This is a genomic window from Falsiroseomonas stagni DSM 19981 (assembly GCF_900114315.1).
Lineage (GTDB): Bacteria > Pseudomonadota > Alphaproteobacteria > Acetobacterales > Acetobacteraceae > Falsiroseomonas > Falsiroseomonas stagni.
Map to the genome: position 1 here is coordinate 329,999 of NZ_FOSQ01000004.1, position 22,345 is coordinate 352,343.

At 70.3% G+C, this 22,345-nt stretch carries 16 protein-coding genes; 2 read left to right on the forward strand and 14 right to left on the reverse strand.

Going from position 1 to position 22,345, the window contains the following annotated elements; genetic code table 11:
• Window positions 1–59 precede the first annotated feature (59 nt).
• The 13 genes from BM041_RS13955 to dusB all read right to left on the reverse strand — a co-directional run bounded on the left by BM041_RS13955 (window position 60) and on the right by dusB (window position 17,434).
• Window positions 60–3,896: a calcium-binding protein gene (locus tag BM041_RS13955; protein WP_092960419.1), complete on the reverse strand. Its 3,837-nt coding sequence runs from the start codon at window positions 3,894–3,896 to the stop codon at window positions 60–62.
• Window positions 3,897–3,985: 89 nt separating this feature from the next.
• Window positions 3,986–4,930, reverse strand: coding sequence for a pirin family protein (locus tag BM041_RS13960; protein ID WP_092960421.1), 945 nt, complete (start codon window positions 4,928–4,930; stop codon window positions 3,986–3,988).
• A gap of 57 nt (window positions 4,931–4,987) precedes the next feature.
• On the reverse strand, window positions 4,988–5,521 hold the full coding sequence (gene greB, locus BM041_RS13965; RefSeq protein WP_092960423.1) for a transcription elongation factor GreB: 534 nt from the start codon (window positions 5,519–5,521) through the stop codon (window positions 4,988–4,990).
• A 1-nt stretch (window position 5,522) separates the two neighbouring features.
• Complete coding sequence (locus BM041_RS13970; protein WP_092960425.1) at window positions 5,523–6,359, reverse strand: inositol monophosphatase family protein; 837 nt, start codon at window positions 6,357–6,359, stop codon at window positions 5,523–5,525.
• Between the two features lie 4 nt (window positions 6,360–6,363).
• Window positions 6,364–7,614: a GTPase HflX gene (gene hflX / locus BM041_RS13975; RefSeq protein ID WP_245762090.1), complete on the reverse strand. Its 1,251-nt coding sequence runs from the start codon at window positions 7,612–7,614 to the stop codon at window positions 6,364–6,366.
• Between the two features lie 82 nt (window positions 7,615–7,696).
• Window positions 7,697–8,032, reverse strand: a complete 336-nt coding sequence (hfq, locus tag BM041_RS13980) for an RNA chaperone Hfq (protein ID WP_092960429.1) — start codon at window positions 8,030–8,032, stop codon at window positions 7,697–7,699.
• A 68-nt stretch (window positions 8,033–8,100) separates the two neighbouring features.
• Window positions 8,101–8,769: an HAD family hydrolase gene (locus BM041_RS13985; RefSeq protein WP_092960431.1), complete on the reverse strand. Its 669-nt coding sequence runs from the start codon at window positions 8,767–8,769 to the stop codon at window positions 8,101–8,103.
• Window positions 8,766–9,638, reverse strand: coding sequence for a D-amino-acid transaminase (locus BM041_RS13990; protein ID WP_092960433.1), 873 nt, complete (start codon window positions 9,636–9,638; stop codon window positions 8,766–8,768). The genes BM041_RS13985 and BM041_RS13990 overlap by 4 nt, the downstream gene beginning before the upstream one ends.
• Before the next feature lie 66 nt (window positions 9,639–9,704).
• Window positions 9,705–11,117 carry a nitrogen assimilation response regulator NtrX gene (ntrX, locus tag BM041_RS13995; protein WP_092960435.1) on the reverse strand — a complete coding sequence of 471 codons (1,413 nt, stop codon included), beginning with the start codon at window positions 11,115–11,117 and terminating at the stop codon, window positions 9,705–9,707.
• Entirely contained in the window at window positions 11,107–13,365 is a 2,259-nt protein-coding gene (locus tag BM041_RS14000; RefSeq protein WP_092960437.1) for a sensor histidine kinase NtrY-like, read from the reverse strand. Before BM041_RS14000 ends, ntrX begins: the two co-directional genes overlap by 11 nt.
• Before the next feature lie 335 nt (window positions 13,366–13,700).
• Window positions 13,701–15,161: a nitrogen regulation protein NR(I) gene (gene ntrC, locus BM041_RS14005; protein ID WP_092960439.1), complete on the reverse strand. Its 1,461-nt coding sequence runs from the start codon at window positions 15,159–15,161 to the stop codon at window positions 13,701–13,703.
• Window positions 15,162–15,191: 30 nt separating this feature from the next.
• On the reverse strand, window positions 15,192–16,322 hold the full coding sequence (locus tag BM041_RS14010) for a two-component system sensor histidine kinase NtrB (protein ID WP_245762091.1): 1,131 nt from the start codon (window positions 16,320–16,322) through the stop codon (window positions 15,192–15,194).
• A gap of 38 nt (window positions 16,323–16,360) precedes the next feature.
• On the reverse strand, window positions 16,361–17,434 hold the full coding sequence (gene dusB / locus BM041_RS14015) for a tRNA dihydrouridine synthase DusB (RefSeq protein WP_408735406.1): 1,074 nt from the start codon (window positions 17,432–17,434) through the stop codon (window positions 16,361–16,363).
• Between the two features lie 147 nt (window positions 17,435–17,581).
• On the opposite strand from dusB, the gene BM041_RS14020 reads away from it, so the two are divergent.
• Both BM041_RS14020 and BM041_RS14025 read left to right on the forward strand, forming a co-directional pair.
• Window positions 17,582–18,727: a bifunctional 2-C-methyl-D-erythritol 4-phosphate cytidylyltransferase/2-C-methyl-D-erythritol 2,4-cyclodiphosphate synthase gene (locus tag BM041_RS14020; RefSeq protein WP_092960443.1), complete on the forward strand. Its 1,146-nt coding sequence runs from the start codon at window positions 17,582–17,584 to the stop codon at window positions 18,725–18,727.
• Between the two features lie 360 nt (window positions 18,728–19,087).
• On the forward strand, window positions 19,088–21,115 hold the full coding sequence (locus BM041_RS14025; RefSeq protein WP_092960445.1) for a methyl-accepting chemotaxis protein: 2,028 nt from the start codon (window positions 19,088–19,090) through the stop codon (window positions 21,113–21,115).
• A 1-nt stretch (window position 21,116) separates the two neighbouring features.
• On the opposite strand, the gene BM041_RS14030 is transcribed toward BM041_RS14025, so the two are convergent.
• Window positions 21,117–22,283, reverse strand: a complete 1,167-nt coding sequence (locus tag BM041_RS14030; protein WP_092960447.1) for an acetyl-CoA acetyltransferase — start codon at window positions 22,281–22,283, stop codon at window positions 21,117–21,119.
• Window positions 22,284–22,345: the final 62 nt, after the last annotated feature.

A 22,345-nucleotide genomic window follows, 5' to 3' on the forward strand; every position in this document is an offset into this window, starting at 1 on the left:
CGGGCGATAGATACCCTCAGTCGTGCGGCGCTGGTCGTGATGCCCGCGCCGATTGTGGCCTAGACGCCGAAATCGTAGCGGAGGTTCGCTGCCGTGAAGTCCAGGTTCGTCGCGAGGGTGGCAAGGAGCTGTTCGTCACCGCCCCCCGCGCTGCTGCTCGCCGTCAGCCGTCCGCTGCTGGCGTCGTAGGCGACGGTGTAGGGCAGCCCCTCGGCAAAGTTCAGGGCGATGACATCCTCCTCCACGTCGAAGTCGACTATCTGGTTGTCGCCGCCAGGAACGCCGAAGACGAAGATATCGGCCCCTTCCCCGCCGGCATACCGGCCGACGGCGCCGACCGCGATCGTGTCGTTGCCGGCCCCGCCATCGACCGCGACGTCGCCCTCGTCCCCGGTCGCTCCGGCGGCGATGAAGTCGTTGCCGCCTTCGCCCAGCAGCGTATCCCCGCCAAGGCTGCCGAAGATCGTATCCGCGCCGTCGCCGCCAAGGACACTGTCGGCGCCGGCAAGCGCATGGATGAGGTCGTCGCCGGCGCCGCCCAGCAGGTCGTCCTCTCCGTCGCTCCCGGTGATCGTATCGGCCCCCCTGCCGCCATCGATCAGGCCGCCATCATCCTCGTCGACGTCCTCGGGATCGCCGAGGTCGAGCAGGTCGTCGCCCGAGCCGCCGACCAGGGTATCCTCCCCCCACCCGCCAATGATCGTGTCGTTGCCCGACCCGCCCTCGGCGCTGTCATCGCCGTCAAATGCCTCGATCGTATCCGCGCTGCCGCCGCCCCGCAGGGTATCGTCGCCGTCGCTGCCGTAGATGGTATCGGTCCCCTCGCCACCATCGACGAGGCCGCCATCCTCATCCTCCTCGTCGAAGTCGGGATTGAGGTCGAGCAGGTCCCGCCCGGCACCGCCGATGATGGTATCCGCGCCGTCACCGCCATAGACGGAATCGTTGCCCGACCCGGTTTCGATGCGGTCGTCGTCGTCGAACCCCTTGATCCGGTCGTTGCCGTCGCCGCCGAGCAGGGTATCGGCACCGTCGCTGCCATAGAGCGTGTCCGCATCGGCACCGCCATCGGCGTAGCCGCCATCCTCGTCGAACAGATCGCCGCTGGGGTTCAGGTCGATCCGATCCCGCCCGGCGCCGCCCAGGATGGTGTCCGCACCGTAGCTGCCGGTGACGCTGTCGTTGCCGGATCCGCCATCAACGTGGTCGTCGCCATACAGCGCCCGGATACGATCATCGCCGTCGCCGCCGAGCAGGGTATCGGCGCCGTCGCTGCCATAGATCGTGTCCGCATCGGCCCCGCCATCGACATGGCCGCCATCCTCGTCCTCGACGTCGTCATCCTCGTTGAGGTCGAGCAGGTCCCGCCCGGCACCGCCCAGGATGGTATCCGCGCCCGCGCCGCCGAAGACGCTGTCATTGCCGGCGCCGCCATCGATGCTGTCGTCGTCGTCAAGCGCGCCGATGTCGTCATCGCCGTCGCCGCCGAGCAGGGTATCGGCGCCGTCGCTGCCATAGATCGTGTCCGCATCGGCCCCGCCATCGGCATGGCCGCCATCCTCATCCTCCTCGTCGGAGGACGGATTCAGGTCGACCAGGTCCCGGCCGGCACCGCCGGCCAGGCTATCGGCCCCCGCGCCGCCATACAGGACGTCATTCTCCGCGCCGCCATCCAGGCTGTCATCGCCTTCCTCGCCCAGCAGGCGGTCACGCCCCGCGCCGCCCGCCAGCGTATCGTCGCCCGCGCCGCCCAGGACGAGGTCCCGGCCTTCGCCGCCATCGATATCATCGTCATCGGCCTGGCCAAGAAGGGTGTCGTTCCCCCCTCCACCCGCCATCATGTCATCCCCGGCGCCACCCAGCATGCGGTCATCGCCATGTTCGCCGCTGGTGACCGCGATCAGGGCGGCGATGATGTCCGGCAGCGCCGCCGCCAGCATCCCGAGCATCGTGGAGAGGTCATCGAGGCTCAGATCATCGAGGTCGATATCGCCCAGGTCGATGTCGCCCAGGTCGATGTCATCGGGGTTGAGATCGAGGCCATCCACCGCCACCAGCAGGAAATCGAGCAGCGCGGCCGGAGTCACGCCGAAGGGGGCGAGGCCGACGGTGATCGCATCCAGCACCGCCACATCGGCCGCGAGGCCGATCACCGTGCCAGCCAGCTGCTCCGTGATGGCGTCCGCCATGTCGATGACCACCGATTCGTCCAGGTCACCGACCATCAGGTCGTCGCCCGCGCCCCCGTTCAGCGTGTCATCCCCGCCATTGCCGGACAGGGTGTCGTCATCCGCTTCGCCCACGACGGAATCGTCGCCCGCGCCACCGGCAAGCTGATCCATCCCCACGCTGCCGCGGACAGTGTCCGCCCCGCCGCCGGCCAGGACCAGATCGTCCCCGGCGCCGCCATTCAGGAGGTCGTCGCCATCGTCCTCCGGATCGGGGAGGGTATCGTCCAGTACGCTCTGCACCAGGTTGGAGATGCTGAAATCGCCGAGCAGCAGGTCGGCGTCACCGTCCCCGGACAGGGTATCGTCGCCGCCCTCGCCCACGATCACATCGCTGCCGGCACCCCCGTCGACGCTGTCCCCATCCTCCCCGGCCAGGATGAGGTCGCCGCCCGAGCCGCCCAACGCCGTGTCGTCGCCATCGGCGGCCAGGATGACGTCGCTGCCCGTCCCGCCATCCAGCAGGTCATCGCCCCCCAGTTCATCCGAATCGAAGTCGAGCAGTTCACCGAGCAGCGGGTCGATCGCCGGTCCCAGGAGGTCGCCGAGGATGATGTCGCCATCCGACCCGCCGCGCAGCGTATCGCCGCCGCCGAGGCCGACCAGCACATCGGTGCCCGATCCGCCATCGACATCGTCATCCCCGTCGATGGCGCCGAGGGCGTCGGCGATGATGATGTCGACCCCGCTGCCGCCCATCAGCGTATCGGCGCCGCCGCCCGCGAAGATGACATCGTCCCCGCCCCCGCCATCGATCAGCCCGCCGGCATCGGGATCCGCCGCCTCCTCAACCGGCGGCGCCAGGGTGTCGCCAAGGGCGTCGCGGATGACGGCGAGCAACACAGGGCTGCCCAGGAGGACGTCGTTGCCGGCGCCGCCGAACAGGGTATCCGCGCCGTCGCCGGCCGCCAGCATGTCGTCCCCGCCCTCGCCATCCAGCACATCGTCCCCGTCACCGGTGACGATGACGTCGTCGCCGCTGCCGCCGAACATGGAATTGTTGCCGCCGGTGCTCGACAGCGTGTCGGCGCCGGCACCGCCATAGACGGCGTCATCGCCCGCATCGCTGGTCACCCGATCGTCGCCGCTGCCGGCCAGGATGAGGTCGTCGCCACCCCCGGTCGCGATGCGGTCATCGCCGGAGCCGCCCTCCACGTCGTTGTCGCCGGACCCGGTGGTGATCGTGTCGTCGCCGCTGCCGCCGAGGAGCGTATTGTTGCCGGCATTGCCTTCGATCACGTCGTCGCCGGCGTCGCCCTCCAGGCTGTCATCGCCGCCGCCGCCGGTGATCGTATCCCCGCCCTCGCTGCCATACAGCGTATCGGGGCCATCGCCGCCGAACAGGCTGTCATCGCCTTCCCCGCCATCGACCAGCAGGCCGCCCGCCAGGCCCGTCCCGATCAGGGTATCGGCGCCGCCCCCGAACTGGAACGCCTCGATGCTCGTGAAGCTGTCCCCGGCCGCCTCTCCGGCGGAAGTTGGGCCCGCCAGGTCCAGAAGCACCGGAAAACTGGTGAACTGGACGAGGTCCCGGCCCTCTCCGCCCCGGAACACATCCGCCCCGCCGCGGCCGATGAGCGTGTCATCGCCCTGGAGGCCCTCCAGCGTATCGGCGTAGCGGGTCCCGACGAGCGTATCGCCGAGGGTCGTTCCGGTGCGCAGGGCCATTGGGACGTTACCACATGGTTAATTTCGCCCAACGACAAGTGTTTTCCTGCACCGAGTCAACCCCCAGGTGCGGGCGGCCGCGGCGCTGCTCAATCACGCGGCGTATTCGTCCCGGCCTGGACAGCGCGCTTCTCCGGCAGGGGTATCCATTCGGTCTCGCCGGGCACCGGGGCGGCGAAGCGGTCCCGCGCCCAGTCCTGCTTGGCCTGCTCGATCCGGTCGCGCGATGAACTGACGAAGTTCCAGTAGAGGAAGCGCGGCCCGTCCATGGTCGCGCCCCCCAGCAGCAGCAGCCTTGCGCCCCGGGGACCGGCCCGGAGCGACATGCGGTCGCCGGGCCGGAAGACCAGCATGCGGCCGGAGTCGAAGACCTGGCCGGCGACCTCCACCGTGCCCGCCATGACATAGGCGGCGCGTTCCTCATGGTGATCCGGCATGGGCATGGCGGCGCCCGGCGCCAGCGCTGCATCGGCGTAGAACAGGTCGGACAGCACCTGCACAGGCGCGTTCATCCCCCAGCCAGTGCCGGCGATCAGGCGGAGCCGGGTGCCCGCATCCTCCGCCACCGGCAGGCTGGCCACGCCGTGGTGGCGGAAGGCCGGCGCCGTCTCCTCATGCGCCTTGGGCAGCGCGACCCAGGACTGGATGCCGGCCAGCTTGTGCGGGCCTGCGCGACGGGCAGCGGCGGTGCGTTCGGAATGGACGATCCCCTGCCCAGCCGTCATCCAGTTCACGTCGCCGGGCGCGATGGACATCTCGGTCCCCAGGCTGTCGCGGTGCTGGATCTCGCCCTCGAACAGGTAGGTGACGGTGGAAAGCCCGATATGCGGGTGCGGGCGGACATCGATGCCGGTGCCGGTCAGGAACTCGCCCGGGCCCATCTGGTCGAAGAAGATGAAGGGCCCGACCATCTGGCGTTCCTTCGCGGGCAGGGCGCGCCGGACCTCGAAGCCGCCGATGTCATGTGTGCGGGGGAGCAGCACCGTCTCCAGCCCCGGGGGCAGCGGGTCGGTCGGGTCGGTGGTCACGGACATGGCGTTCTCTCCTGCGCTTCGGTGCACAGGATGGCGATGCCGGCGGGCGGGCGCGAATCACGCCGGCGGATAAGCGATATCCACCACCTCGATCTCCTCCGCCCCCGCGGGGGTGCGGAGCTTGCGGGTATCGCCCACCTTCGCCCCCAGCAGCGCTCGCGCCACCGGCGCGACCCAGGAGATGCGGCCCTGGCTGCTCTCGGCCTCATCCACGCCGACGATGGTGATCGTCACCTCCGCATCGTCGGAGGCGCGGGCATAGGTGACGGTGGCGCCGAAGAAGACCTGGTCCCGCCGCGCCTGCGCCGCGGGATCCACCACCTGCACCTTCTCCAGCCGCTTGCGGAGGAAGCGGACGCGGCTGTCGATCTGCCGCAGGCGGCGCTTGCCGTACTGGTAGTCCGCATTCTCCGACCGGTCGCCGAGGCCCGCGGCCCAGGAGACGACCTCCACCACCTTGGGCCGCTCCTCCTCCAACAATTTCCGCAGTTCCTCCCGCAGCGCGGCCGCGCCGGCGGGGGTCATGTAGAAGGGGGTGCCGGGGGGAAGACCGGGCGGGCCTTCCTCGTCCTCGTCGTCGTCCTCGGCCAAGTCAGTCCTCGCCGAAGAGCGCCGCGCGGGCTGCTTCCCAGGAGGCGCGGTCCGGCGCGCAGATCAGGCCGCCGGTGACGTGGTGGCTGGCCTCATAGGCGCTGCCATCGAAGCGGGCGGCATGCCCGCCGGCCTCCCGGTGGATCAGCCAGCCCGGCGCGTGGTCCCAGGGCATCAGCTTGTTGTAGACCAGCAGATGGGCGTGGCCGCCCGCGGCCAGGCGGTATTCATGCGCGGCGCAGCGGTAGTTCAGCGTGCCCGCCAGGCGCGGCAGGCGGGACACCACGCGCGTCTTCATCTCCCCAGGCATGAAGCCCCAGGACACGGCGCCGACCATGCGGTTCACCGGCGCGGGCGCCGCGACGGACAGCGCGCCGATCCGCGTCCCCGCCCCATCCTCCACCCAGGCGCCCTCCCCCCGCACAGCCAGGCAGGTATCATCGCCGAGCGGATCATGGATCCAGCCCGCCACGACCTCCCCCTTCACGAAGGCTGCGGCCATGCAGCCGAACAGCGGCACGCCGGCGGCGAAATTGGCGGTGCCGTCGACGGGATCGACCACGAAGGCCAGTTCCGCGTCCCGCAGGCGCGTCAGCAGGGAGGCATCGGCCGCCGTCCCTTCCTCGCCCACCACCACGCAGCCCGGGAACATGCGGGAAAGCCCGACCTCGATCACCCGCTCCGCGGCCTCATCGGCCTCCGTCACCAAATCGAGGGGCCCCGACTTGGTGCGGACGGCGTCGGGGGCCAGCTTGCGGAAGCGGGGCATGATCTCCGCGCGGGAGGCATCGCGCAGCAGCGCGGCGACGGCACTGGCGGCCCTGGCATCGAAGCGCATCGTCTCATCCCCCCCGCTGGTCGAAACGCGCGCGATCGGCTGGGGAGAGGCGGACGCGGAGGCGGATCGTCTCCTCCCCATCCCGCCGCTCCAGCACCTCCCCATGCGCGTGCAGCCAGGCGAGGCTGGCGCCATCGGCGGGGTCGATCGAGTACTCCACCACCTCCAGCCCCGCGGCCATGCGGGCGTCCAGCGCGGCGCGAAGCTGTTCGAGGCCATCGCCCGTCAGGGCGGAAACGGCGATGGCGCCGGGGATTTCCGGCAGGGAGTCCACGCCCCCCATCAGGTCCGCCTTGTTCAATACCTCCACCACGCGGTCGGGCCAGGCCTCGTCCATGGTGGGGTGGTCGCCTTCCGCCATCTCCGTCAGCACGGCCAGCACATCGGCGCGCTGGGCGGCGGTTTCGGGATGCGCGGCGTCGCGGACATGCAGGATGATGTCGGCGGCGGCCACCTCCTCCAGCGTCGCGCGGAAGGCCTCCACGAGTTGCGTCGGCAGGTCGGAGATGAAGCCGACGGTGTCGGAGAGGATGACGGTCCGGCCGGAGGGCAGCCTGATGGCGCGCATCGTGGGGTCGAGCGTCGCGAAAAGCTGGTCCTGCGCATAGACGCCGGCGCCGGTCAGGGCGTTGAACAGGGTGGACTTGCCGGCATTGGTGTAGCCGACCAGCGCGATCACGGGGTAGGGCACGCGGGACCGGGCGCTGCGGTGCAGGCCGCGGGTGCGGCGCACCTGTTCCAGTTCCTTCTTGAGCCGCACGATGCGTTCATCGATCAGCCGGCGGTCGATCTCGATCTGGCTTTCGCCGGGACCGCCGAGGAAGCCGAAGCCGCCGCGCTGGCGTTCCAGGTGGGTCCAGGACCGCACCAGGCGCGTGCGCTGGTAGGACAGGTGCGCAAGCTCGACCTGCAGCGCGCCTTCCTTGGTGGCGGCGCGGTCGCCGAAGATCTCCAGGATCAGGCCCGTGCGGTCGATGACCTTAGCCCCCCAGGCGCGTTCCAGGTTGCGCTGCTGCACCGGGGACAGGGCGGCATCGACGATGACGACGCTGACGCCATGCCGTTCACACGCTTCCTTGACCGTCGCGACCTGGCCTTCGCCGAGCAGGGTGGAGGGCCGGATGGCGCGCAGCGGCTGGATGGCGGTGTGGACGATGGTCAGCCCGATGGAGGCGGCCAGGCCCACGGCCTCCGCCAGCTTCGCGTCGGTGGCACGGCTGGTATCGCCGCGGCCGAACCGTTCGAAGGGGAGAATGACGGCGGCCCGGGTCGGGCCGCCATGCGTGTCGACGCCACCGGGGGCGCCTTGCGCCGCCCCCGGGGCGGGGCCGATCGGCCTAGTCCCGCGGTCCGACAGGATTCACCTCTCGTCCCAGGGTCAGGCGGCCTTCACGGGCCGGCGCCGCCGCGCCTTCCGGCGCAGCCGCGCCGGCGCCCGCCGCCGTGGCATCGAACAGCATGATCGGCGCGCCCGGCATCACGGTGGAGATGGCGTGCTTGTAGACCAGCTGCGTGTGTCCATCCCGACGGAGCAGGACGGAAAAGTTGTCGAACCAGGTGATGATTCCCTGCAGCTTGACGCCGTTCACCAGGAAGATCGTCACTGGAGTCTTCGATTTGCGAACGTGGTTCAGGAACACGTCCTGCACGTTCTGGGACTTCTCGGCGGCCACGGAGGGTCGGTCCTTCTTGTTGTTGGCCTGGGCAGCACGAGGCCACCGGCAGAGCCTGGGGAGGAGCCCTAGTTTCCCCCAGCGGCAGGCCCGCTGGCAAGACAACGAAGGGCCTCGGCCAGCGCATGGCCGTCATCGAATTGCCTGTCGGGCGAGGCTGCGGTGACACCGCCGTCATGTCCCGCCCGGCCCAGCAATACCGCTGTGCATCCTGCCGCGCGCGCTGCCTGCATGTCGAGCACCGTGTCGCCGATGTACCAGACCGCCGGCCCGGCCTGCACGCCGCAGGCGGCCAGCGCCAGCAGAAGCGGCGCGGCGGAAGGCTTGTCCGCCTCCGCATCCCCCGCGCCGATGAGTGCCGCGAAATGCGGCGCCCAGCCGAGATGGGCAGCTTCCGTGCGCAGCAGGGGCCCCTGCTTGTTCGAAACCACCGCCTGGGGGCCGAGCGCGGCCGCGGCCAGCACGGCCTCCGCCGCGCCGGGCATGGGGGTCAGCACATCCAGGTGGCAGGCGCGCACCCCCGTGTAGAAGATGTCACGCGCCCGTTCCCACTCCGCCCCGAACATGCCGGGGAAGGTATCGCGCAGCGATCCGCGCACGCGCGCCAGGACCGTTTCGCGATCCCATTCCGGCATCCCGAAGGCCCGGAAGGTGACGTTCAGCCCGTGCTCGATGGCCGCCCAGCCATCGACCAGGGTGTTGTCCCAGTCCCAGAGGATCGCCTTGGGCGGAATCACGCGGCGTTCTTCACATCGCCCTTCACATGGCGGGCGAAGATGTCGAACAGCCGCCGCACCACGGGGCCTACCTTGCCATCGCCCACCGGCGCGCCATCGATCTTCGTGATCGGCTTCACGAAGGAGGTGGCGGAGGTGATGAAGGCCTCCCTCGCCCGCTTCACATCGTCCAGGGAGAATTCGCGCTGGTCATAGGGCAGGCCGAGCAGGTCCAGTTCCTTCATCAGCGCCGCGCGGGTGCAGCCCGGCAGGATGACGTGGTCGAGGTGCCTGGTGCGGATGGCGCCGTGCTCGTCCACGATCCAGAAGGTGGTGGCCGCGCCTTCCGTCACCATGCCTGTGGCTTCGTCGAACAGGATGGCCTCGATCGCGCCGACCTCCCTCGCCTTCTGGCGGGCCAGGCAGTTGGGCAGCAGGTTGACCGACTTGATGTCCCGCCGCGCCCAGCGCAGATCCGGCAGCGTGATGGCGCTGGCCTGCCACTTGTCGATGTCCGTCGGATAGGGCGCGATGCGGCGGATGGTGACGACCAGCGCCGGCGGCACGGGCTTCGACGGGAAGGCATGGTCGCGGCGCGAGACGCCGCGCGTGACCTGCATGTAGAGCAGCCCGTCGCTCACGCGGTTCCGCTGCGCCACTTCCCGCAGCACCATGGACAGCGCGCCGCGCGACATCGGCATGGGCAGCGCGATTTCCCGCAAGGACCGCTCCAGCCGCGCGAGGTGCAAATCCTCATCGATGTAGCGGCCTTCGTGCAGGTGAACGACTTCGTAGATGCCGTCCCCGAACTGGTAGCCGCGATCCTCGATGTTCACCGAGGCCTCGGATTGCGGGAGGTAGCGGCCGTTGACGTAGGCGATCTTGGACATGCGGGCGGTGGCCTTCGGGGTGGCGTTCGGGGCGGGTCGATCAGGGTGCGGCTTGCGCCGTGCTTTTCAGGGTGCGGCTTGCGCCGCGGGCGCGCGATCCTCGGCGTGGACACCAAGGAACTTCAGCTTCCGGTGCAGCGCGCTGCGTTCCATGCCGACAAAGGATGCGGTGCGGCTGATGTTGCCGCCGAAGCGCAGCAGCTGGGCTTCGAGGTACTGGCGCTCGAACAGCTCCCGCGCCTCACGCAGCGGCAGGGTCATGATCTCGCTGGACCGGTCCAGCTTGAGCACGGCGGGGGCGGCGGCGCCGACCTGGGGGGGCAGCATGTCCGGGCGGATCGGGTCCCGCGCCTCCCCCGGCGCCATGATGAGCAGCCAGTCGATGAGGTTGCGGAGTTCCCGGACATTGCCCGGCCATTCATAGGCCTGCATCGCCGCCAGCGCGTCCTCGCTCAGTTCGCGGGGCGCCATGCCGGAGGTCTCCCCGGACCGCGCCATGAAGTGCCGCGCCAGGGCCGGGATGTCCTCCCGCCGCTCCCGCAGCGGCGGGATCTTCAGGGGCACGACAGCCAGGCGGTAATACAAATCTTCCCGGAACCGCCCCGCGCCGATCTCGGCCTGGAGATCGCGGTTGGTAGTGGCGATGACCCGCACATCGACGGTCACGCGCTGCGCGCCGCCCATGCGCACGAAACCCTGTTCCTGCAGGGCGCGGACGATCTTCCCCTGGGTTTCCAGCGGCATGTCCGCGACCTCATCCAGCAGCAGCGTGCCGCCATGGGCGCGTTCCAGCACGCCGGCCCGGCGCGGCTGGGCGGAGGGATCGGTCCCGGCCTCGACCCCGAACAACTCCTCCTCGAACCGCGCGGGTGCCAGGGTGGCGCAGTTCAGCGCGACGAAGGGGCCATCGCTGCGGCGGGACCGGGCGTGCAGCATCCGCGCGGCGACTTCCTTGCCGGCGCCGGCGGGGCCCGTGATCAGCACGCGCGATCCCGTCGGCGCCACGCGTTCCAGCGCCGTCCGCAACTGCGTGACGGGGGCGGAGATGCCGACGAGTTCCGTCTCGCCCCCCGCGCGCAGGCGAAGCTCGCTGTTCTCCCGCTGCAGCCGCGCGGCTTCCAGGGCGCGGGAGACCACCAGCAGCAGGCGGTCGGATTTGAAGGGCTTCTCGATGAAGTCGTAGGCGCCGTGCTGGATGGCCTGGACGGCGGTCTCGATCGTGCCGTGGCCGCTGATCATGATGCAGGGGACGCGCGGTTCCTCCCCATGCAGGGCGGCGAGGATGCCAAGCCCGTCGAGGCGCGAATTCTGCAGCCAGATGTCGAGAATGACGAGGCTAGGCCGCCGCGTGCGGAAGGCGGCGATGGCCTGGTCGGAATTGGCGGCCTGGCGGGTCTCGTAGCCCTCGTCGGAGAGGATGCCTTCGATCAGGGCGCGGATGTCGGGCTCGTCGTCGACGATCAGGATCTCATGCGCCATGATCTGTTCGCCCCATCGCCGCGCCCATGCCAGGCCGTTCCCCTTGCGCCATGCCGGCCGTCGCCACGTCCTTGCCCGCCAGGGGCAGGATCAGCAGGGCCCGGGCGCCGGCGCCGTCCGGCCGGTCCTCCAGGCCAAGGCGGCCGCCATGGTCCTCCATGATCTTCTTGACGATGGCAAGGCCGAGGCCCGTGCCTTTCGCCTTATGGGTCACGTAGGGCTCGGTCAACCGTGCACGCTCCTCGCCATCGGGCAGGCCGATCCCGTTGTCGTCAACGACGACGCCGATACCATCCTCGAACGAGTCGAGCCTTATCGCGATGGCGCCACGTTCCCCTTCCGCGCGGGGGGCGGAGGCGACGGCATCGGCGGCGTTCTGCAACAGGTTCGTCAGCGCCTGGCCGATCAGGCGGCGGTCCATGGGCAGGCGGGGCAGGCCGTCCGGGATGGCGGTGGTGTAGTCGATCTCGGGGTGGGCGGCCTTCTGCAGGACCAGGGCCTCCCTCACCACCTGGCCGAGATCCTCCGGCCGGATCACCGGCTGGGGCATGCGGGCGAAGGCGGAGAATTCATCCACCATCCGGCCGATGTCACCGACCTGGCGGACGATCGTGTCCGTCAGGCTGCGGAAGGTCTCGGGGTCCGAGTGGATCTCCTTGAGATACTTGCGCTTCAGCCGCTCCGCCGAAAGCTGGATGGGGGTCAGCGGGTTCTTGATCTCATGCGCGATGCGCCGCGCCACATCGGCCCAGGCGGCCTTGCGCTGGGCGGATTGCAGTTCGGTGATGTCGTCGAAGGTGAGCACATAGCCGGTGACGCGCCCGGCCTGGGTTTCCGCGCCGATGCGGGCGATCAGGCTGCGGCGGCGCGCGGGCGGGCCGATGGGCAGTTCCGCCGTGCGCGGGCGGTCCGGGTTGGCGCGCGCTTCCTGCACCAACTCGGCGAATTCGGGCGCCACGCGGGCCATGGGCAGGCCGATCCCGGCATCGAGGTCGACGCCCAGCAATTCGCTGGCGCTGCGGTTGGGCAGGTTGATCCTGCCCTCCGCATCCAGCCCCACCACCCCGGCCGAGACGCCGGAGAGCACGGTTTCCGTGAAGCGGCGGCGTTCGTCGATCTGGCGATAGGCCTCCATCAACTCCCCGCGCTGGGCGGAGAGCTGGCTGGTCATGCGGTTGAAGGCGCGGCTGAGGCTGGCGAGTTCGTCATCCGCCGTCCCCTCCTCCACGCGCGTGGCCAGGTCGCCCGCGCGCACGCGTTCGGCGGCGTTGATGAGGCGCGAGATCGGCCGCGCCATCTGGTTGGCGAAGACAAGCCCGACCAGCACCGCCGCCAGCAGCACCAGCAGCGCGGCGCAGGCGAAGATGAGGGCGAAGGTGATCTGCAGGCTGCCGCGGTTGCGGTCGAGTTGGTCATAGTCCTGGAAAGCGAGTTCCGTCCGCCGCATGTGTTCCAGCACGCCCGCATCCAGCGGCCTTCCGATCAGCAGCAGCAGGCCGGGCTGGACATCCAGGCTGGCCAGCGCGCGGACCCGGGCATCGCTTTCCGCCGGCACCACCGCGACCTCCCCCTGGCGCACCGTCTCCATCGCCCAGGCGGGCGGAGGTTCAATGACGGAGCCCGGGCTGAAGCCGGCGGCGGCGATGACGCGGCCCAGCGTCGGTTCGAAGATCACCGCCTCCGTCAGGCCGCGGATGCTGGCTTGCGTCGCCAGCAGGCGTTCGAAGGCGGGCTGGTTGTCCGGCAGGAACACGACGGCCGCGCGGTTGAGGTCCGCCGCCATGGCCAGCGCATCCACCCGGATCTCGTCCCGATGCTGGTCGAGCCAGGCGCGGGAGGCGACGAGCGAGGCTTCGAGGGTGGAGCGCACGCGGTCGCTGAACCAGGCCTGGATGCCGAGGTTGAAGAAGATGGCGGCGAAGGCGGCGACGATCAGCGCCGGCACCACGGCGACGCCGCCGAACAGCATCACGAGCCGCACATGCAGCCTGGCCCCCGCGCTGCCGCGCCGCCGTTCAGCCCAGACCCGCACCAGGCGGGTGGCGAGGGAGGCCGCCAGCATCAGCAGCACGCCGGCATTGGCCAGCACGACGAAGACGATCTGCCCCGGGCGGGTCGGCCCGAAGGGCGATCCCCCGGCGAGCAGGACGAAGGTGGCAAGGCCCAGCAGCACGGCCGTGATGGCCAGGCCGAGCGTCATCGCCCGGCCGAAGAAGAAGTCACCGATGCTGCGCCAGCGCGTTGCCATCCTGCCTGCCTGTCCGCTGCGCCTGGGGTAGCCCGCGCTGTGGCATTTTAGCAACTGTGACCGTGGAGGCCATGCGCCCGGCCATGAAATCGGCGGTGGGGCCGAGGCCGCCGGTTTGTCTGGAAGTCGTTGGCGGATTTTAGGACATTTAGCCGATTTAGTGCTTTTAGTGCGTTTTCACGGGGGTCATGGTCCCGGCCCCGACCGGAATCGGGGCGGTGATGGGCGAACATAACCGGAACATGGCGCCCGCTGCCAGCGGTTTCGCGCGGGCGGGCCCCGTTTCCGCCCGATGCCCGAGTCGCCGGGCGAACCCGCCCGGCTTGACGACGCCCTCAGGGCAGGCCGCGCACCACCGGCAGGTCCAGCTCCCGCAGTTTCTTCCGCAGCGTGTTCCGGTTCAGCCCGAGCATCGCCGCGGCCTTGATCTGGTTGCCGCGCGTGGCGCTCAGCGCCAGCTTCAGCAGCGGCCGCTCCACCTCCGCCAGCACGCGGTCATACAGGTCCCTGATCGGCATGCCGTCCTTGTGCGCGGACATGAAGCCGGCGAGGTGCCTTTCCACCGCCTGTTCCAGCGTCTCCGGCGCGCGGGGGCCTTCCTCGGCCGGGGCGGCGGCTTCCGCGAGTTCGGAGCCGACGGCATCGGCGCCGATCGTCTCCTGCGGGTAGAGCGCCGCCATGCGGCGCATTAGGTTTTCCAACTCGCGGGCGTTGCCCGGCCAGGAATGCTGCTTGAGGCGGTCCATCGCCCCCTGGTCCAGCTGCTTCTGCGGCAGCCCGGCGGCGCGGGCGCGCTCCAGGAAGTGGCGCGCCAGCAGGGGAATATCCTCCAGCCTTTCGCGCAGCGGCGGCAGGCGGATGGGGACGACGTTCAGGCGGTAGAACAGATCCTCCCGGAACATGCCGCCGCGGATGGCCTGGCGGAGGTCCCGGTGCGTGGCGGCGACGATGCGGACATTGGCCTTGATGGGCTGGCGGCCGCCGACGGTGGTGAACTCGCCCTCCTGCAGCACGCGCAGCAGGCGGGTCTGCGCCTCCGGCGGCATGTCGCCGATCTCGTCCAGGAACAGCGTACCGCCGGCGGCCTGTTCGAACCGGCCGACGCCGCGGTTCAGCGCACCGGTGAAGGCGCCGCGTTCATGGCCGAACAGCTCGGATTCGATGAGTTCGCGGGGGATCGCGGCCATGTTGATGGCGACGAAGGGGCCGCCGCGGCGGCGGCCGTAATCGTGCAGGGCGCGGGCGACCAGTTCCTTGCCGGTGCCCGACTCGCCCGTGATCATCACGGTCAGGTCGGTGGTCGTGAGGCGCGCGACCGTCCGGTAGATCTCCTGCATCGCGGCGCTGCGGCCGACGAGGGGAAGACGCTCCTCCGGCTCCTCCGCCTCCGTCGCTTCCGCGGTGCTCGGGGCGGAGAGTGCCCGGCCGACAACTGCCAGAAGTTCCTTCAGATCGAAGGGCTTGGGCAGGTAGTCGAAGGCGCCGCGCTGGGTCGCCTTCAGCGCGGTGGAGAAGGTGGATTGCGCCGACATCACCACCACGCGGAGGTCGGGGCGGATGCGGCGGATGCGCGGCACCAAATCCAGCCCGTTCTCATCCGGCATGATGACGTCGGTGATGACGAGGTCCCCTTCCCCATCCTCCACCCAGCGCCAGAGCGTGGCGGCGGAGGAGGTGGCGCGGACATGGTAGCCGGACCGGGTCAGCGCCTGGGACAGCACCGTGCGGATCGCCCGGTCGTCATCGGCCACGAGGATGGTGCGCGTGGTTGCCGAAACGGTCGCGGCCTCAGTCATGGAAGGCTCCCATCAGGCTCTGCGGAAACATCAGGATTTCCGCCCTGCGGCCTGGGCCGCGGCCTGCCGGGAAGCCGGTGGCGGCGCGGGCAGGGACAGGCGGAAGGAGGTGCGGCCGGGGCGGCTGTCGCATTCGATCAGCGATCCCTGGTCCGCGACGAGCTTGGCGACGAGGGCGAGGCCGAGCCCCTGCCCGCCCCGCTTGGTCGTCACGAAGGGTTCGAACAGCGTGGCGCGGATGGCTTCCGGGATGCCCGGGCCATTGTCCCGCACGATGACCTGCAGCGGCAGGTGGACCCGTTCCAGGCTGCCCGGCACGGCGATGCGGACACCATGGTGGTAGGCGGTCGCCAGCAGGATCTCACCTTCACGCGGATCAACGGCTTCCGCGGCGTTCTTCACCAGATTCAGCAGGATCTGGACCAGCAGATCCCGGTTGCCCCAGACCGGCGGCAGGGAGGGATCGTATTCCTGGTGGATCTTGAGATGCGCCGCGAAGCCCGAGAGCGCGATGCGCCGGACATGGTCCAGCACCTCATGGATGTTGACCGGCGCCTGTTCGACCGGGCGTTCGGAGAACATGTCCATCCGCTCGACCAGGTTGCGGATGCGGTCCACCTCATCCTGGATCAGCAGGCAGAGTTCGCGGTCACCCTCGCTGGCCCCGTGTTCGAGGAGCTGTGCGGCGCCGCGGATGCCGGAAAGCGGGTTCTTCACCTCATGCGCCAGCATGGCGGCCATGGCGGAGGCGCCGCGGGCTGCGCCACGGAAATTCAGTTGCCGATCAAGCATCTGCGCGGTGGAGCCGTCCTGGAAGGTGAGGACGATGCCGCTCGCGATTTCCGGGAAGGGCGCGGCCTGGGCGGCGACGCCGAAGCGGCGGAGCCGCGGGCTTTCCAGGACCAGATCGTGGTCGGAGACGGGACTGTCATGCGCCCGCACCTGCGCCAGCACGCCGAACAGCCGGTTGTCATGCGGCAGCATGTCCCGCAGCGACTGGGCGCGGAGCGAGGCGGCGGAAAGCTGGAAGAACAACTCCGCGGCCGGGTTGGCGAAGACGAAGCGATCCTCCGCATCCAGCACCACGGCGGCGATGGGAAGCGCGCCGAGGATGGCGGTGGCTTCCGGGGCCAGGCCCTCCGCCGGGGCAGTGCCGGACAGGCGAAGGGCGCGGGCGGCGCGGGACAAGGCCGTACCCCTCACGCGGCCATCCGTTCGTCATCGGGGGCGGTGGGGCGGGCGGGCTGCACGCCACGCTCGATCAGCGGTTCGTAGAAGCGCTGCATCAGGGTCAGCACCGCTTCCACCGTATCGGTGCGGTTGACCTCCGACCGGAACTCAGCAGAGCCCGGCAAGCCCTTGGAATACCAGGAGACATGCTTGCGGGCCAGGCGCATGCCGGGGTCCCTGCCGTGATGGGCGAGCATCGCCTCGTAATGCACGAGCAGCGTTGCGTATTGCTCGGCCAGGGACGGGTCCGGCGGCAGGATGCCGGTGGCGAGGTAATCCGCCACCTGCTTCGGCAGCCAGGGGCAGCCATAGCAGCCGCGGCCGATCATCACGCCATCGGCGCTGGACTGGCGTAGCGCTTCCGCCGCGTGCTCGGGCGTCAGGATGTCGCCATTGACGATGACGGGGATGGAGACGGCGGCCTTCACCCGGGCCACGAAGGCCCAGTCGGCGGTGCCGTTGTAGAACATCTGCCGGGTGCGGCCATGCACCGTCACCAGGCGGATCCCGCAGTCCTGCGCGATCTGGGCGAGTTTCGGCGCATTGAGGGAATTGTGGTCCCAGCCCATGCGCATCTTGAGCGTGACGGGCACCGGGACCGCCTTCACCACGGCTTCCAGGATGCGGGCGGCGCCGATCTCATCCTTCATCAGCGCCGATCCGGCGGATTGGCCGAGGGCCACCTTCTTCACCGGGCAGCCGAAATTGATGTCCACGATCGCGGCGCCATGGCCGACGACGAGCTTCGCGGCTTCCGCCATCACCGCGGGGTCGCAGCCCGCAAGCTGGACGGAGGACGGGCCGCCGAAGCCATCGACCTCCACCATCTTCAGGGTGGTCCGGTTCTCCCGCACCATGGCGTTGGAGGCGATCATCTCACTGACCACCAGCCCGGTGCCCTGGGCGCGGGCCAGGCGGCGGAAGGGCAGGTCCGTGACGCCGGACATGGGCGCCAGGACGACCGGCACGTCGATCACCACACCGCCCAGGTCGATCGGGCGCAGCATGGGACCGGTCCAGGAGCCGGATGGGGAGGTGTTCATGCTCATGATTTGGGCAAGGTATCGGGAGATTGACCCTGGGGCAATGCGGTTGGCGGGCTCTGGCGGGTTACTGCTGAAAAATCCAGCAGTGACGCGGGGTTGGGGGCGTGTCTGGGCGCGGCGCCCGGGCTGGGCTAGGGTCCCGCCATGCGATGCGTGGCGCTGCTGATGGCAGCGGGCAGCGGCAGCCGCTTCGGCGCGCCGCAACCCAAGCAATACTCGATCCTGGCCGGACGACCGGTCATCCGCCATGCGGCGGAGGCGCTGCTGCGGGAGGGGGGTGTCGACGCCCTGCTGCCGGTCTGCGCGCCCGAGATGATGCCGGTGGTCCTGGCGGCGCTGGAGGGGCTGCCCTGCCTGGTGCCGGTGGCCGGCGGCGCGACCCGCCAGGCCAGCGTGCGGGCGGGGCTGGAGGCGCTGGCGGGCGCCCCTCCCCGGGTCGTGCTGGTGCATGACGCGGCGCGGCCGGTGGTGCCGCGCGGGACCGTCGCGGCGCTGATGGCGGCGCTGGAGGACCACCCCGGCGCCATCCCCGCCCAGCCCGTGAGCGACACGCTGAAGCGGGGCGATGGCGGGCTGATCCTGGAGACGGTGCCGCGCGCCGGGCTGTTCCGCGCCCAGACGCCGCAGGCCTTCCGGTACGACGCGCTGCTGGCGGCGCATCGGGGCGCCCTGGCGGAGGCGACGGATGATGCGCAGTTGCTGGAAGCCGCCGGGCAGGCGGTGGCGCTGGTGCCGGGCCACGAGTCGAATGTGAAGATCACCTGGCCGGAAGACCTGGCCCGGATGGAGGCGATGATGAGCGTGCCCATGATTCCCCGTATCGGCACCGGCTTCGATGTGCACCGGATCGTCGAAGGCCGGCCGATGGTGCTGTGCGGCGTGGTGGTGCCGGGGCCGCTCGGGCTGGACGGACATTCGGATGCGGATGTCGGCATCCACGCGCTGTGCGACGCCATCTATGGCGCGCTGGCGGAGGGGGATATCGGGCGGTGGTTCCCGCCCTCCGACAACCAGTACAAGGATGCCGACAGCGCGCGCTTCCTGGTGCATGCCGCCGGGCGGATCGCGCTTCGGGGCGGCGTGCTGGCCAATGCCGATGTGACGCTGATCTGCGAGCGGCCGAAGATCACCCCCCACGCGACGGCGATGCGGGAGAGGCTGGCGGGCCTGCTGGGCGTGCCGGTGGACCGCGTCTCCGTGAAGGCGACGACGACGGAACGGCTGGGCTTCGCCGGGCGTGGCGAGGGGATCGCGGCGCAGGCGGCGGTGTCGGTACTCGTGCCGGGGTAGCGATCACTGCCGCGCGATCGGGCTGGGTCCAGCCTTCTTCGCGGATTGGGTCGCGCTTTGGTTCGCATTTTGGGAATCGAGCCGGCACCGCTGAAAAGCTGTGCAGGTGGCCTTTTCCTCCTCGGGCGGGTCCTGGCGGCGCCGACTGGCCCAGCGGCAGCCCCGGAAGCCGGGCAAAAAAAATGGGCCAGTCCTTTCGGACCGGCCCAAGGCAAGGTTGAGGAAGGCTAAGCTGCCAGGGCGGACAAGGCCGCCGCATGACAGCAGGGTGTAGAGCAACTGGCGTGCCAGCCGGTCTTGCGCACGCCCTGTTAAGCGCCACCCTGCTACATCAGTCCGGCTACAACGGAGGATCCGTCCGTGCGCCGATTGACCCTGACCGGCCTGCTCTATCTCCTCGCCGCCGTCTCGCTGCTTGGCGTGGCGATCACCGCCCTGCCGCTCGGCGCCCGCGTCGTCGCCACCTGGCAGGATACCGAGGCGCTGACGCGGCTTGAGCCGCTGAGCGCGGCCAGCAGCCGGCTGCTGGCGAACATCCCGGTCGAGGCGACCGCCGTGCTGCCGGTCCTCGGCAACGGGAGCGCGGAGGCGCTGGCCGCCCATGCGCGCGCCGCGCGAGAGACCGATGACGCGATGGCGGCGCTGCGGGAACAGGCGGGGGCGGTCGAGGCCATCTCCCCGCCGGCGCGGGAGGCGCTGGACGCGATCCTCGCGCTGGCACCGCGGCTCACGGCCTTCCGCGCGGCCGTGGTGGCGCGGACCGCCGCGCCGGCCGATTCCGCGGCCGTCTTCGTGCCCCTGTCGGAAAGCGTCCTGTCCTTCGCCGGGAAGATGGCCATCGCGACCACCGATGCGGAGCTGACGCGCATCGGCCTGGCCATCCATGCGCTGATGCACCTCCAGAACGCGGTGAACATGGAACGCGGCGGTGGGCTGCGTATGCTGGGCAGCGCCACGCCGCCACCGCCCGCCCTGGCGCAGCTCCAGCGCGGCCAGGTGTTGCAGGACGTCTACCGGGAGAGGCTGCGCAGCCTCGGCTCCCCCACCCTGAACCGCCGGATGGCGGAGATCGACGCATCGCCCGTGCAGGCGGAGCTGCGGGCGCGACGGGCGGCGCTGCAGGCCGGCCACGGCGCCACCATGGCGCCGCCGGCCTGGCTGGAACCCTTCGCCGCGCAATCCGCCCTGCTGGCGGAGGCGATGGTCGCCGCGCGCGCGGAGATGAGCGCGGCGGTGGAGGCACGGCGCGATGCGGCCCGCCGGCAGGCGATGCTGCTGGTCGGTGGCGGCGGCGTCATCCTCGCCATCCTGCTGCTGATGACACATCGCATCCTGCGCATCGTCTCCGGCATCGTGGACGACATGGCGGAGAGCCTGCGGTCACTGGGCGAGGGTCGCTTCGACGTGGCCATCGCCGGGACGGAGCGGCGCGACGCGCTCGGCCTCATCGCCCGGTCGGCCACGCAAATGCGGGACAGCCTGGCGGAGGCGCGGCGGCTGCAGGAAGCGCAGAAGACGGAGGCCCTGGCGCGTGAGGAGCGCGCGACGCGGGTCGCCGACCATGTCCGCGGCTTCCAGGAGACGATCGGCACGCTGGTCCGCACCGTCTCCGAGGCCTCCACCACGCTGGCGGAGACGGCGCGCGGGATGAACATCGGCGCCAAGCGGCTGGATGGGCAGAGCGACCAGGTCGCGCAGAGCGCCGGCAGCGCCGACGCCAATGTGCAGTCTGTGGCGGCGGCGACGGAGGAGCTTACCGCCTCGGTCCAGGAGATCAGCCGCCAGCTGTCCCGGTCCACCCAGGTGACGACCCAGGCGGTGGAGGAGACGCGGCGGAGCGAGGGGCTGGTGGGATCCCTGGCCGATACGGCGCAGCGGATCGGCGACGTGCTGGGGCTGATCTCCTCCATCGCCGGGCAGACCAACCTGCTGGCGCTGAACGCGACGATCGAGGCCGCGCGCGCCGGCGATGCGGGCAAGGGCTTCGCCGTGGTGGCGAGCGAGGTGAAGGCGCTGGCCGGGCAGACCGCCAAGGCGACGGAGGAGATCGGCGCGCAGATCACCCAGATCCAGGGCGCGACGCAGGAGGTGGTGGAAGCCTTCCGCAGCGTCTCTGCCGTGATCGAGGAGGTGAACGGCATCGCCGCGGCCATCGCCGCGGCGGTGGAGGAGCAGGGCGCGGCCACGCAGGAGATCGCCCGCAGCATCCAGCAGGCCGCGTCTTCCACGCGCGACGTGTCGGGCACCATCCTGCAGGTGCGGGAAAGCGCGGCCGGCAGTGGCGAGGCGGCGAGCCGGGTGCTGGGGGCCGCGGAAGTCCTCGCCAACCAGGCGACCACGCTGTCGCGCGAGGTGGGGACCTTCGTGGACCGGGTGAAGGCAGCCTGAGCTAGCCGAGCCGCTCCAGGATGGAACAGTAGTTCGCGACCGCGGCGCCGCCCATGTTGAAGACCCCTGCCCGGTCCGCCTTGGGCAGTTGCATATCGCCGGCCTGGCCGGTGAGCTGCATGGCGGCCAGGACGTGCATCGAGACGCCGGTCGCGCCGATCGGGTGGCCCTTGGACTTCAACCCGCCGGAGGGGTTCACGGGCAGGCGGCCATCCTTGGTCGTCCAGCCCTCCAGCGCCGCCCGCGCGCCCTGCCCTTCCGGCGCCAGGCCCATCGCCTCGTATTCGATGAGCTCCGCGACGGTGAAGCAGTCATGCGTCTCGACCAGGTTGAGGTCGGCGAGCGTCAGGTTGGCGTCGGCCAGGGCGCGGGACCAGGCGGCGCGGGCGCCCTCGAAGCGGATTATGTCGCGGGATGCGATGGGCATCATGTCGGTCGCGTGCACGGCGGCGCGGAAGCGGACCGCTTTCGCCATGCTGCGGGCCGTTTCCTCGTCGGTCAGGATCAGGGCGGCGGCGCCGTCGCTGACCAGGCTGCAATCCGTGCGCTTGAGGGGGGGTGCGACGAAGGGGTTCTTTTCCGACTCTGCGCGGCAGAAGGCGAAGCCGAGATCCTTGCGCATCTGGGCATAGGGGTTGGCGACGCCGTTCCGGTGGTTCTTGGCGGCGATGGCGGCCAGCGCGTCGGACTGGTCACCGTGGCGCTGGAAATAGGCTTCCGCGATGCGGCCGAAGACGCCGGCGAAGCCCGCGGGGATGTCGCCCTCCGTCCGGCGGTGGGAGGCGCTGAGGAGGATGTCGCCGACCTGCGCGCCGGGCGTCGCGGTCATCTTCTCCGCCCCCACCACCAGGGCAAAGCGGCCGCGCTTCGCCGCGAGGAAATCCATGGCGCCATGGATGGCGGCGGTGCCGGTGGCGCAGGCGTTCTCGTAGCGGGTGGTGGGCTTGAAGCGGAGTTCGGGGATGGTCTGGAGCAGGAGGGAGGCGAAGAAATCCTGCTTGGTGAAGCCGCCATTGAAGACGCCGACGAAAGCGCCGTCCACGTCATCGGCCTCGATCCCCGCATCCTCGATCGCGGCGCGGGCGACGCGGCCGAAGAGGCTTTCGATGTCGGGGTCTTCGAGCTTGCCGAAGGGGGTGTGGGCCCAGCCGACGATGCAGGCGGTCATGGCGGTGTCTCCTCTACTGGGGCCAGCGTAGCGTGAACGAAAGATAGCGCCGAGTGAGGAAT

Excerpts from the sequence above, each read along its gene's own strand:
- BM041_RS13955 (WP_092960419.1), bottom strand. The coding sequence starts at position 3,896 with ATGGCCCTGCGCACCGGAACGACCCTCGGCGATACGCTCGTCGGGACC.
- BM041_RS13960 (WP_092960421.1), bottom strand. The coding sequence starts at position 4,930 with ATGTCCGTGACCACCGACCCGACCGACCCGCTGCCCCCGGGGCTGGAG.
- BM041_RS13970 (WP_092960425.1), bottom strand. The coding sequence starts at position 6,359 with ATGCGCTTCGATGCCAGGGCCGCCAGTGCCGTCGCCGCGCTGCTGCGC.
- BM041_RS13990 (WP_092960433.1), bottom strand. The coding sequence starts at position 9,638 with ATGTCCAAGATCGCCTACGTCAACGGCCGCTACCTCCCGCAATCCGAG.
- ntrX (WP_092960435.1), bottom strand. The coding sequence starts at position 11,117 with ATGGCGCATGAGATCCTGATCGTCGACGACGAGCCCGACATCCGCGCC.
- BM041_RS14000 (WP_092960437.1), bottom strand. The coding sequence starts at position 13,365 with ATGGCAACGCGCTGGCGCAGCATCGGTGACTTCTTCTTCGGCCGGGCG.
- ntrC (WP_092960439.1), bottom strand. The coding sequence starts at position 15,161 with ATGACTGAGGCCGCGACCGTTTCGGCAACCACGCGCACCATCCTCGTG.
- dusB (WP_408735406.1), bottom strand. The coding sequence starts at position 17,434 with ATGAACACCTCCCCATCCGGCTCCTGGACCGGTCCCATGCTGCGCCCG.
- BM041_RS14020 (WP_092960443.1), top strand. The coding sequence starts at position 17,582 with ATGCGATGCGTGGCGCTGCTGATGGCAGCGGGCAGCGGCAGCCGCTTC.
- BM041_RS14030 (WP_092960447.1), bottom strand. The coding sequence starts at position 22,283 with ATGACCGCCTGCATCGTCGGCTGGGCCCACACCCCCTTCGGCAAGCTC.